Origin of the sequence: Bacillus proteolyticus, from assembly GCF_001884065.1 — a bacterium.
GTDB classification, from domain to species: domain Bacteria; phylum Bacillota; class Bacilli; order Bacillales; family Bacillaceae_G; genus Bacillus_A; species Bacillus_A proteolyticus.
The window spans coordinates 97,251-109,289 of the sequence record NZ_MACH01000054.1 but is presented as its reverse complement, the minus strand read 5'-3'; the positions used below and the strand labels follow the sequence as shown (position 1 = coordinate 109,289).

The following is a 12,039-nucleotide window of genomic DNA, read 5'->3' as shown; positions in this document are numbered from 1 at the left end:
CCAATAATTAGGGAGGAATTACACTTGTACAAAGATAAGGCTGACTCACTAGATCAAGAATGGATTGATTTAATACTTGAAGCTCTAGATGCTGGCATTGCCCTGCAAGATATTGAACACTTTTTTCAACGTATGAAGCATACGAGCCAGGCTCAATAGCCTCGTTCTTTTTAACGAATTTTATGTTATAATAATGACATCATAAGACGACTACATATTGATAGAAAGGTGCGCAAATATGATAGGAGAACGTATAAAACGCCTTCGTTTACAAAAAGGTATTTCACTAACAGAACTTGCCGAAAAAGCTGGTGTTGCTAAATCTTACATTAGTTCTATAGAACGAAATTTACAACAAAACCCTTCCATTCAGTTTCTTGAAAAAATCGCAACAGTTCTACAAATTCCAGTTGATACTTTACTTCACGATGAAACAACTACGGAAAGTCATCTAGACTCCGAATGGACACAGCTCGTTAAAGATGCGATGAGCTCTGGTGTCTCAAAAGAACAGTTTCGTGAATTTCTCGAGTTTACACAATGGAAGAAAAACCAAAAATAATACATAGTAAGGAGTGCTTAAAACGGCACTTCTTTTTCTTTATAAAAAAAAGCGGGGGATACCCGCTTTTGATTTATTATTTTTCTTCGCCATCTGTTTGGCTTGCGTTGAATGTCCATTCTAAGTTCAATGAATCGCCTTGGAATTTATTTTGATCTTTACCATCATCTTCGAATACAAATTGTACCCATAGATAGTCTTCTGATCCAGCGTCTAAGCCACCTTTTTCACCCCACTCTGGAGCAAATATATCTTTAGCTACAAGATCAGGATCAGCATTTTGTAAATCCGCTAAAGTTGTTTCATATACAGGCTCACTTTGCTTATCCCAGTTCCAAATGAATTTCACTTTAATGTGCTTACCAAAATCTTCACCAGCATTATCGTTTTTTGCATCTGTAATGCTGTACTTTGTCGCTAGTTTAACATCTTTAATAGCTAATGTTCCTTTGTTCTGTAATAAGAACTCTTTCTTAACTGAATCCCCTGGCTTTAGGTCTTTAATATCAACGATTGTTTTAGGGTTTAAAGCAAGATCTAACGTCCCAGCTGCAAATGTATTGTTCGACACTTCTTTGTCGCTAAAGAATGCGAATGTTCCTCCACCAATTAAAGATAACCCCAGTGCTGCTGATGCAACTCCCATACCTAATTTTTTCTTTAGACTCACAATAAATTCCCCCTAGCTATTTTTTGTATTTTTACATGCTTATTTCTTATTTCAAATAAGAGGTGTAACTAAAACTATATTAGCTTAGCTAATATTTGTTCTTTTTTGAAAACCTCAAGTTCATTATAACGAACGAAACTATATAAACACAACATTTTTTTTGATTATTTTTATTTCTCAACATTTTTTGTTTTTCCCAGAAAATTATTGAGAAATAAAATAAAACTTTCATCAGTGTTTTTTGTCCATCCCCACTGATTATTAACCTGCACCAAATAGCGTGCGGCCAACTAACTTCCTCGCATTCGTTGAATTTTTTGGCCCTTATACCTTCGAAAAAAACAACGCAAATAGATGAGTAGTAGGGCTCTCTCATCTATTTGTCTTATGATTGTATTTATACCTTCCGAAATGCTGCTGTATTTTACTTGCTATTCCTATTTCTTCTGTTCTTCTTGTTTCTTGCTCTCTTCTAACTTTTTCGCTTCTTCTTGCTTCTTACTTTCCTCTAGCTTTTTCGCTTCTTCTTGCTCCTTACTTTCCTCTAGCTTTTTCGCTTCTTCTTGCTTCTTACTTTCTTCTAGCTTTTTCGCTTCTTCTTGTTTCTTACTTTCTTCTAGCTTTTTCGCTTCTTCTTGCTTCTTACTCTCTTCTAGCTTTTTCGCTTCTTCTTGCTTCTTACTCTCTTCTAGCTTTTTCGCTTCTTCTTGCTTCCTACTCTCTTCTAGCTTTTTCGCTTCTTCCTGCTTCTTACTCTCTTCTAGGTTCTTTTGCTTTTCTGTTTCATCTACTAATAATTTCTCAAAGGCTTGAATTTGTTTATCAATTACCTGTAAATTAACCTCTTTATCAACATACTCACAGTTTTCTTTCACTATATGAAAACCAGCATTCACATAAGAGAATACTTGCTTAGTGGATTCATTTTTATTTTCCTTTAACTCTTCTTTCACTTGGTTATACGGATTTTCTATTGATACATATACTCTTTGTAACAGTTCTCTCTCCGCAACAATTTTCTCACGTCCTTGTTTCCACGTAGCAAGTGTCTGTTCTACCTCTTGAGTGGAAGTGAAAGTTAATTTTGATTTCATCTCTTCATACTCATGCAAAATAACTTCCTTATGCTGATTAGCTTGATCTGTTAACTGATCAACTGTTTTTGGAAAAATACTTGCTGTAGAAATAGTAGCCTGCACTTTCGTCTCATGAGTGAAAGCTGCTTCGGTATAAGTTATCATTTGAGAACCTAAATAAAAAGTAAAAGAGCACAAACATGGCAATATAAGCATCTTTTTGAATTTGCGAGGTGTCTTCAGCATTTTAATCTCTCCTATCGAACAACTTGTTCTTTATCAAGAACTATATCTTTATTATAATAAAGTGAATTACAAAATGAAATATAAATTATGTTTCTTTTTACATTTCCCGTTCAGCACAAAAAGAGACTACTTTTGATAGTCTCTTTTCAGTATGATTATTTCTTCTCCACACCATCGCCTTGTTGTGCCTCAAATGTCCATTTTAATTGAAGTTTATCACCTTGGAATTCATTTTGAGCTTCATTTTTATTTATGAAGTGGAATTTCACTTTAAATGAATCACTAGTTCCTGCTTCAATACCTTTCTCAGGCGACAGCCAACTTACTAAATCATTTTCTGCAGCAGTCAATGTTTTACTCTTCAACTCTTTTAATGTCATTCTCTTAATTACGTCCTCTTGTTTATCAATATTTTTTAAGAAAACTACTTCAATGTCTTCACCAAAGTCTCTCTTATTATCCTTCTTCACATCTTCTACATCATACTCTGTATTTAATAATACTTTTTTAATATCTAATGTACCTTTATTCTCTAATGTAAACTCTTTTTCAATTGTATCACCTGGTTTTAAATTATCCACTTTCACAATTGTTGATGGGTTCAGCGCTAAATCCAATGTCCCAGACGCAAATGTATTATTTGACACTTCTTTATCGCTAAAGAATGCAAATGTTCCTCCACCAACTAATGCTGCTCCTAGTACTGCTGATGCGATGCCCATCCCTAATTTTTTCTTTAAAGTCATGTCCAAATCCCCCATAATATATATATATTTGTTAATTTCCTAGTAGGAAATTATAACTAGACGGATTGTTCTACTTTTTTATCTTTCTTTTCTCCGTCGATGCTACGAATAGCGCCAAAAATAGAAATCGCGGAATAGCAAAGTAAAAGGACTCCTGGAATAATAAGAAGTAATGCTGCTCCCGCTTTTGAACTCGCATAATTCAATCCATAACCAAGGTATGGAACTGTAATATCTGCATATTTTCCGATTACATTCTCTGCAAGTACTGGTGCTAAATCTGGTCCGTTGTTGTTATCCCCTTTTGTTTCATACATTACTTTTCCATTTATATCTTTCACACCGATAATACGGTGAGTGACAATTTTGTTATCTTTCTCTTTAAACGTAATAACATCACCTTTTTGATATTTAGAACCATCTTTCGTTGGCTCTATCGCAATGATTGACCCTGTCAAAAATGTTGGCTCCATCGATCCTGACAGAACGCTCTTAAATTGATATCCCATCACTGTTGGATCACCACCACTCGCTTTTGAAGAAATAACTACAAAAGCTAAACAAACCATTACCGCAAATAAAACAAATGAGATAACGTTGCTAATTACCTTCCAAATTAATTTCATCATCTCTCTCCCTCTCCGTTGTTTTATATTATTTGAAGTATGCAATATCCACATTAGTTCTTTAACAAGAACACAACTAAATAATATAACGAACGATAGAGGAATGCAATAAGAAAATTTACAATTATTAGTTATTTATAAGAGGTATATTAACGCAAAAAAGACCGTGACAAAATCTCATCACAGTCTCCATATTAGCTATTTACTTCTCTTCTGATTTCACCCCTTGGTTATTTCGGCGCAGCACTACATATAAAATCGCTCCAAATAATACAATCGCTCCTACACCAACACTTATCACTTTCACATTTGATCCCTTTACTTCAGGTTCAACTGTATCTTTTTTAGGTATCGCGAAAGTAACATCTTCTTTTGAAAGAACATTTATCGTCGCAATTGTTTGACTATTTTTCGTAATATCAACTGCACCAACTACCTCACCACGGTGGATTCCTTTCTGATACAACGAATCTTTATCTAATGAAGCGGCCCGGAAAGTCGTTCTCACATTTTTCCCTTCATCTTTCTTAAGCATAAGTTCTACACTTTTTTCAAGTTCACTATCAATATCTTTATTTAAATACGTTGTCTTTTGATGCCAACTATGCTTATCTAGTACAGTTTGCTTCGTAAATTGCCCAAAAGAATATTCCGCCATCTGCTTCAAATCTTCATAAATTTCAGGTCTTTGAGAAGCCATTACTACATTTATAATACGATTACCATCCTTCTCATTTAATAAAACGAGCGTATTGCGCGCTTCATTTGTAAATCCTGTTTTACCACCCATGCTATATGGATTTTCAAAATAAGTAGACTTATTAAAAATAGACACCGTCTGGCTAGACGTCGTAACCGTCGTCCTTTTCGTATTCATCGCTTGTAAAATCTCAGGATATTTCTGCACCCCTCTTGTAATCATGGCCATATCATATGGCGTCGTATAATGATTTGGATCATGCAACCCATTCGGCGTTACAAAATGGCTATCTTTCGCCCCTAATTGTTTCGCCTTTTCATTCATCATATTCGCGAAATTTTCAACACTTCCTCCAATACGCTCCGCAATCGCATACGACACATCATTCGCACTCAGCACCATTAAAATCATAAGTGCAGTATTTCTATTAATAGTCTCACCAGGTTGAAACTCAATCTGATAATTACTCTTCTCTTGATCTAATGCTAATTGTGAAAACGTAAATTGATCCTCTGGCTTCGTATGCTCCATCAGCAAAATCGCCGTTAACACTTTCGTCATACTAGCAGGGAACGCACGATGATGTGCATTTTTGTCGTACAACACATCTCCTGTTTTTGCATCAATTGTAGTCGCAAACTGACTAAAAACATTCGGTCCTTCCGCAGGCGGCGGTGCCACTTGCTCCGGATTTACTCCAATATTCGTCTCAGCATTTAACGTCATAGGTGTCAAAAAAAATAAACAAATAACCGTAACAAAAACCGAAATTTTCTTAAAATTTACCATATGACTCTCCCTTTTTCCTTTACTTTCACATTTTATAACATAGCTCTACCAATCTATATGTAATTTGTATTAAATTGGAAGAATATTCACTGTTTTTTACTATATCACATTTTTACGATGAGGACCATAAATATACAACAAAAAATAAGAAGGAATTACTCTTTCTTATCCTTCTCATCAATCAACGAATCTATTAACTTTTGACCAGCTTCCTCGGCTGTAATCTCATCCGTCATACCCATAAACGACCAACCTTTAGAATCGACCCACTCAACGAACTCTTGCAAAAACTCATCATGCGTCACATCCACATCAAGGATCGATCCATTAATCGAAATCGTTCTATTTCTAGACACACGCATCTTGAACGTTTTTCTTACCATTACAATAATTCTCCCTCTACTCCTGAATATTTATAAATATCTTGTACTTCATTTATACATGATTTCTTGAAAATTGTAAAAAGGATATATTGGCCAAATTGCATACTGAAAATGAAAATCTATTATTATATAATTCTCAAACTACATTCATTTGGTCATAAATTGCATAATACATCCATATAAAAAACAAAACAACTTACATTTTATCACTTCAAATACAAATGACTTTAGTACAATAAAATAGAATATACTAGAAAAAACTTAAAATGAGGAGGAACTCCATGGCGCGTTGCACGTATTGTAAAACGAAGTGGAAAGTAAAAGATGTATGGTCACTTCTCATAACATTTAAAAAAGATTGTCCGTATTGTTTCGGACGGCAATATATGTCTAATGATACCTTTCATCACGCTAACGCCGCTTTACCTTTGCTATTCTTATGTCCTTTACTTGTTGATCTAAGTGACGAAAATCCTTTAGATAAATATCGAAAATAATATAACCGCTACATTCAAAACCTACTTTCTATTCAGTTCTCTCCTTATTAATTCTCCCTTTATTCACTACTAATATACTTGCACATGTTCCCTCTTTAAAAACTTACTATAAAAATATTGTAAAATTTCAGTTAATTATATATAATTGCTTTAGCATAATGATTAGATGCTACTATATAAGTATTTTTAAAGATCCCGTAGCTCAGCAGGGAGAGCGCCACCTTGACAGGGTGGAGGTCGCTGGTTCGAGGCCAGTCGGGATCATTGTTATAAAAACCGTGTCAGATTAACGTTTGATGCGGTTTTTTATTTGTTTAAGCAACTCTCTATAGAGCCAATGGTCACAGAATTGGTCACATTCCCTACAAAATCTCTTCTATTTTGTTAACTGCATCTTCCTGCATCGTTGGTAATACATGTGAGTAAGTGTCCAATGTGATTTTGATGTTACTATGCCCTAACCGCTCGGAAATCACTTTCACATTCACACCTTTAGCCAGTAGTAAAGTTGCATGTGTATGACGTAAATCGTGAAAGCGAATCTTTGGTACAGCCGCTTTCTTAATCAAAGCATTTAAACTCCTTCTCACATTAGCAGGATTAATTGGTGTTCCAGAAGGAGTACACATCACCAAGTCATTGTCTTGGTATTCCACACCTTGACTCAGCTTCTCTTTTAATACGACTGCTCTGTGCTTCTTTAACTTTGCTATTGTGGATGCAGGTAATAGTATCTTTCTTAAACTTGATTTCGTTTTTCCTCCAACCAAGAACGTCTTCCCATCATGACTTAACGTTTGGCTAATGGTCAAATGTCCCTTTTCTAAATCAACATCTTTCCACCGTAATCCTAGCAATTCACCTTGTCGCATTCCAGTTACAAGAGCCATATGAAAGACGATAGAATATCTGCTATCCTGTACAGCCTTTAAGAACAATTGTACTTCTTGTTCGTTCCATACAGTTAACTCTTCCTTATCATCTTTGGGCAACTTCGTTTTCGCTGCAACATTTTTAGTGATTAATTCTAAATCTATTGCATGCTCAAGAGAGTTCCGAATGATTTTGATTATCTTCTCAATTGTTCCTCGCTTTAAACCTTCGTCTCGCAGTGAATTAACGTAGTTTTGCATATACAATGATGTTAACTTAGCTAGTTTGATATTGCCTAGAGAAGGGATGATACGACTGTTCAAATAGCCCTTCAGTACCTTTGCTGTTTGGTTACCAACACTGTGCTTCTTGGTATTGAACCAATCCTGTAAGTATTCACCATAAGAGATTTTGCTAGGTCCTACATATGTTCCAATATGAACTTCTGAAAGCAGCATTGTTAAAGCATTTTCTGCTTCCTTTTTGGTAGCAAATCCCCTTTTCTTCTTTTGCTTTCTCTTACCTGTTAGAGGGTTGACACCAATATCTACAATATAAAAATACTTTCCTGTTTTTTTATCTTTTTTGATGCTTCCTTTCAATGTTAAGATCCTCCTTAGAGTCCTTAACTGTAGCTGTATATGGTAATTTTATTATATCAAATAATATTATTTGATATAATAGTTGTATATGAGGTCATATGGTGGGCAAAAAGGATAGATGTAAACAGGTATAATCCCCTGTCCATCTATCCTTTCCTATTTACCCTATATAATGTTTGACATTCTTGACTTTTAATAAAAAATCTTTGTTCGAAATAGATTCTTTTTATTTATTGTAAAATATGAGTTTGTAACATATTTTTAATCAAACTTTATCCCAAAGCTACAATTGTATATCTACAGGACAAACAAATATATCCACATGGCGTTCTCTCACACCTGTATTTCCAGTAGGTTGAAGGATTCCCCTACTCATTATGCGCACTCTTATAAATCTGTATATTTTGTTTTTACACCGTAAGCTTTTTCAACAGGATATTTGCTGTTGTTCTTTTCTATTTTGTTTTTTACAATCTCTTCTACATCAAATCCCAAGTCATTTGCTAATAACATTGAATAAATAAGTACATCAGCAAGTTCATCTTTAATATTATCCATGTTTTTATTTAGAGCTTCTTCATTACTTTTCCATTGAAAATTCTCCAATAGTTCACTGGCTTCTAGTGATATGGAAATTGCTAAATCTTTCGGATTATGAAATTGCTTCCAATTACGTTCATCTCTAAATTGAATAACTTTGTTTGTTAATTCTTTAATTTCATTCATTTTTACACCTTATTCCATCAATTTATTCACTAAAATGCTGCATAAAATATAATTCTTTTATTTACATCTATTTATACGGTAGAAAAAGACCTAGAGGTAGGAACTCCTTCAGAAATTTTCTTTTCAAAATACTCCCTTACATTCGAGCTTTCGAAATATACTTTACATCCTTCGATACCTCTAGTCAGTAAAATATAATAAATGTTTAATATATAAGCTGTAAACTCTTCTTCATTAAACTCTTTTAATAAAGGTGTTCCACCTGTATCTTTATAGTTTTCTCTTACACCGACCAGATTCCCTTGATCGTTTACTTCGATATCATTTCCGATAATTACGCCAACATAATCGATGTCAGCGCCTTGAATCGCATGAATAGAGCCGATTTCTGTCTTAGAACTTTCTAATTCAACCCACTTTTCATGCTGACTATTCCAACGCCATTTATTACAGCCATCTTCCCAGTCATACGGCAACTGCGATTTTTCCTTTCCCTTATTATCGCTAGACTTCGGATTTGACTTCCATTCCTTCGTATAACCAGCAATGACACGATTTGTAGCATTGGCATGAAATTTCTCCATATCTGTCGTAAAATGGAATAATTCACCGATAGAATCTACAATTTGGAAATACGAATCTTTATTTTTATATTCAAAAATGGCAGGATCAAAATTACGATCATCTGAAATATTTAAGGCATACTGAATTCCTTGTACAAAACTTTCTCCATCAAATACTTCGTTGTTAATGATATTACTTTTAATTCGAAACTGTTGCTTTAAGTTATATTTTTTATATTCAATCGTCTGATGATTAAAATCATTACGTGTAATATCTTGTGGGCGTATGGATTGAAACGCATCGTAAAATAACACAATACCTTTTGATATTTCTTCTAGCATATGTAATTCATTAATATGAGGCTCTTTTTTATTAAAATGTCTTTTGGACACTGGATGCCCTTTTGGATAATAACGTTGCAGACGATGCGATTCATCTACTAAAACTATATCAAATTCAATTTTTTCTTTTTTCGCTCTACTAATTAACTGACCTGCTCTTTCAAACTGCAATTTCCCAGCTAAATTCAGTTGCTTTAACACTCGATTAAATTTATCAGTTAAATTCCCTGTCGTTACAATACCAATTTTTAAATCTGGATTTTCATTAATCAACTTGTACATTATAGACATTAATAAAATAGACTTACCTGTTCCTGCTCCACCGATTACCATATGTTTATTATGTATATTTTTAATAATTTCATCTTCATAATCTAATTGCTGTTGGCTTAATTGCTTAAAAGGTGAATACTTGAATAAAATTTTATTTCGAACCTTTGACAGCTCTCGTGTAACTACTAACTTTTTATCAAATAACTTATTCTCCCAAAGATCAACAAAGACAACCTGTTCCATTTCATTTCGTCCATTGTATACTGGCTGAGCCTGACCGTTATTGCGATTAAATAAATTAAATTTCGTTACATCTCTCTCAGCAAACATATGATTGATAAGCATAAATTCTAAATCTTTCACATGAGATTCTGTAAACTTTGAGGCATTGTAAATAACGATACATTGATCAAACTTTCCTTCTAAGAAATGATCTTCCCTCATATGTTGATCATGTCTTGTACAAAAATCTTTTGTCTCGCCTATATAAATATTTTTCAGCTCTAAATTATAATAAATATAAGTAACAAATACATCTTCTAATACTCTACGTTCAATATTAGATAAGCCTCGAATACTTTTTTGATGTACTATTGTTTGATTTATTTCTAATGGAAATTCTAATATACTAAAATCCATAAAAAATCCTCCTAATGTCTCTTTCTTTTGTATTCCTCAATAATATCATTAAGTCTTTGAACTGATTCTATCATTACTTGTATCTCAAATAGAGGTGAAGTATATCCTCCATAATCTGAACCCTCAACATCTATCGCTTGAACCAAGTTTTCTATAGCTATTGCAATACCTTCAATCTTCCTTCCGCTGTTATAGGTATAGTATCGAATTCGTTTGATACTAATGAAGGGTTTTTAAGTTCTTCGGAAATCATATTGCAAGTATTATACGGCACTTTTCTAATCTGCCTCAAGAAATGCTCTCATAAATATCTCCCCGTTTCCTTTAATACATTATATAGCATTCATGAGTTTATATAGGATATAAACATTAGATAGAAATAAGAAACAATAGTCTGTTGTTCATTATTATTATTTTTTGTTATAAGAAAAACCTTAACTGAAAAGAGTTAAGGCTGTAACGCAGAGTTCTCATATTAATAGTCTTGAGGATTTATCTAAGAAACTACAAGACTATGTACATTGGTTCAATCATATTCAAATTCACGGAACACTTGGATATGTAAGTCCAATTCAATACAATCTTGAACACCTTAAGAAAACTGTCTAGTTTAGTGTTAATAATCCATATATCTTTATGTAAAGTGATATTTCTATCCGCTTGTACAATATACCCTTTAAGTATATTATCTCAATTAGTGTCAAATCCCTCTCATTCTATGAATATATTTCCAAAGTTAATCAAAAGAAAAATACACACCTAGAGTTGAAGTATCTTATATAAAGCATAGAATATCCTTTAATTTCTTCTGGGCCGAATTTATTTGTTTAAAACAGTGAGTTTTACAATTACTTATTTTTAATGATTATAGGATACAGCTCACATTATTTCTGCTTATTTATTTGTCGATTACTAAGTACAAATTTTAAATTTCTACTTTTTTTCCCATAACATCCTAGAATAACTTCCGCAACAGTTCTAACTGCTATCCCTTCTTTAAATTCTACATACCCATCCTTTATCTCTAAATAGTCAGTGTCTTTTTCATGATATGAAATATCAGAAAGGATGTCCTTTCCACATATTTCCTCACCGTTATCTAATCTTACAGCTAGTTCGATTTGAAACCTTTCTCCTATACCGAGCGTTTTAGTTGCTGATTTTGGCTTTGTTATTTTTATTCGCTCACATGGCTTTCCAGGCAAATAAAATACAGTAGTCGAATTTTTATATAGTTTTTTTGTTAGTCTTAAATTATACGCTTTCATTCTACTATGCCACCCTTTACATAGAAGAAATTGCTCCCATGTAAGTTGATTGATTCGATAAAGTTCGTAGTCTTTCAATACTACTACAAGAACATAGTCAAATTGTGGCTCACTTTTTTCTTCCTCTTCATCTAATTCTATACTTTGAAAGGTTCCAGTTGTGCTTCCAGTTACAGTTTTTATACTATATCTTTTTCCGTCTTCGCTTGTAGCATCATAATGATTATGACCAACAGGAGTTGCTGTTAAATTAGGTAATTCAGAGGTCTTATTAAAATACTTTATTGCTAAATGTTCTCCTAGCTCGCCAATAAGGTTCTTTGTACGGAAGACCTCACGAGATTTTAACTCCGCAATTGAATTAGCAAAAAGATTTAATAATAGATTAGTGTCCAAATTCTTCATATCCACTATATTATTCTCCATTTTCAATCACCATTTCTGTTTATATAATCTAA

Annotated in this window: 14 protein-coding genes and 1 tRNA gene; 5 read left to right on the top strand and 10 right to left on the bottom strand. The window is 33.4% G+C overall.

All coding sequences use genetic code 11. The features are described from left to right. Positions 1-24: 24 nt before the first annotated feature. Both BAQ49_RS06900 and BAQ49_RS06895 read left to right on the top strand, forming a co-directional pair. The gene (locus BAQ49_RS06900) at positions 25-159 is read left to right on the top strand and encodes an anti-repressor SinI family protein (protein WP_002011474.1); all 135 of its coding nucleotides are present in this window, start codon (positions 25-27) and stop codon (positions 157-159) included. Between the two features lie 79 nt (positions 160-238). After that, entirely contained in the window at positions 239-562 is a 324-nt protein-coding gene (locus tag BAQ49_RS06895; protein ID WP_071744723.1) for a helix-turn-helix domain-containing protein, read from the top strand. Between the two features lie 76 nt (positions 563-638). On the opposite strand, the gene calY is transcribed toward BAQ49_RS06895, so the two are convergent. From calY to BAQ49_RS06865, 6 genes are all read right to left on the bottom strand, one after another. After that, positions 639-1,232, bottom strand: a complete 594-nt coding sequence (gene calY, locus BAQ49_RS06890) for a biofilm matrix protein CalY (protein ID WP_071744722.1) — start codon at positions 1,230-1,232, stop codon at positions 639-641. A gap of 437 nt (positions 1,233-1,669) precedes the next feature. Continuing rightward, positions 1,670-2,554, bottom strand: a complete 885-nt coding sequence (locus BAQ49_RS06885; protein WP_071744721.1) for a DUF4047 domain-containing protein — start codon at positions 2,552-2,554, stop codon at positions 1,670-1,672. A 155-nt stretch (positions 2,555-2,709) separates the two neighbouring features. Next, positions 2,710-3,300: a TasA family protein gene (locus tag BAQ49_RS06880; RefSeq protein ID WP_071744720.1), complete on the bottom strand. Its 591-nt coding sequence runs from the start codon at positions 3,298-3,300 to the stop codon at positions 2,710-2,712. A gap of 56 nt (positions 3,301-3,356) precedes the next feature. Beyond that, positions 3,357-3,926, bottom strand: a complete 570-nt coding sequence (gene sipW, locus BAQ49_RS06875) for a signal peptidase I SipW (RefSeq protein WP_071744719.1) — start codon at positions 3,924-3,926, stop codon at positions 3,357-3,359. Between the two features lie 202 nt (positions 3,927-4,128). After that, positions 4,129-5,415 (bottom strand): D-alanyl-D-alanine carboxypeptidase family protein, encoded by a 1,287-nt coding sequence (locus tag BAQ49_RS06870; protein WP_071744718.1) that lies wholly within the window; start codon positions 5,413-5,415, stop codon positions 4,129-4,131. A gap of 155 nt (positions 5,416-5,570) precedes the next feature. Further along, positions 5,571-5,798, bottom strand: coding sequence for a hypothetical protein (locus BAQ49_RS06865; RefSeq protein ID WP_000251863.1), 228 nt, complete (start codon positions 5,796-5,798; stop codon positions 5,571-5,573). 281 nt (positions 5,799-6,079) lie between these two features. On the opposite strand from BAQ49_RS06865, the gene BAQ49_RS06860 reads away from it, so the two are divergent. Continuing rightward, entirely contained in the window at positions 6,080-6,295 is a 216-nt protein-coding gene (locus tag BAQ49_RS06860) for a hypothetical protein (RefSeq protein WP_071744717.1), read from the top strand. Positions 6,296-6,486: 191 nt separating this feature from the next. Continuing rightward, positions 6,487-6,559, top strand: a tRNA-Val gene (locus BAQ49_RS06855). Positions 6,560-6,657: 98 nt separating this feature from the next. On the opposite strand, the gene BAQ49_RS06850 is transcribed toward BAQ49_RS06855, so the two are convergent. The 3 genes from BAQ49_RS06850 to BAQ49_RS06840 form a co-directional block, all read right to left on the bottom strand. Then, complete coding sequence (locus BAQ49_RS06850; RefSeq protein WP_071744716.1) at positions 6,658-7,770, bottom strand: tyrosine-type recombinase/integrase; 1,113 nt, start codon at positions 7,768-7,770, stop codon at positions 6,658-6,660. A 387-nt stretch (positions 7,771-8,157) separates the two neighbouring features. Further along, a complete protein-coding gene (locus BAQ49_RS06845) occupies positions 8,158-8,496 on the bottom strand; it encodes a nucleotide pyrophosphohydrolase (RefSeq protein ID WP_084667358.1) in 339 nt (112 codons plus the stop codon). A 71-nt stretch (positions 8,497-8,567) separates the two neighbouring features. Further along, positions 8,568-10,313 carry a DNA/RNA helicase domain-containing protein gene (locus BAQ49_RS06840; RefSeq protein WP_084667357.1) on the bottom strand — a complete coding sequence of 582 codons (1,746 nt, stop codon included), beginning with the start codon at positions 10,311-10,313 and terminating at the stop codon, positions 8,568-8,570. Between the two features lie 438 nt (positions 10,314-10,751). Here BAQ49_RS06840 and BAQ49_RS34215 point away from each other — a divergent pair, with 438 nt between their 5' ends. Next, positions 10,752-10,922 carry an IS3 family transposase gene (locus BAQ49_RS34215; RefSeq protein ID WP_084667361.1) on the top strand — a complete coding sequence of 57 codons (171 nt, stop codon included), beginning with the start codon at positions 10,752-10,754 and terminating at the stop codon, positions 10,920-10,922. A 275-nt stretch (positions 10,923-11,197) separates the two neighbouring features. Here the strand turns inward: BAQ49_RS34215 and BAQ49_RS06830 are convergent, their stop codons facing one another. Continuing rightward, positions 11,198-11,992 carry a hypothetical protein gene (locus tag BAQ49_RS06830; RefSeq protein WP_165616031.1) on the bottom strand — a complete coding sequence of 265 codons (795 nt, stop codon included), beginning with the start codon at positions 11,990-11,992 and terminating at the stop codon, positions 11,198-11,200. Positions 11,993-12,039: the final 47 nt, after the last annotated feature.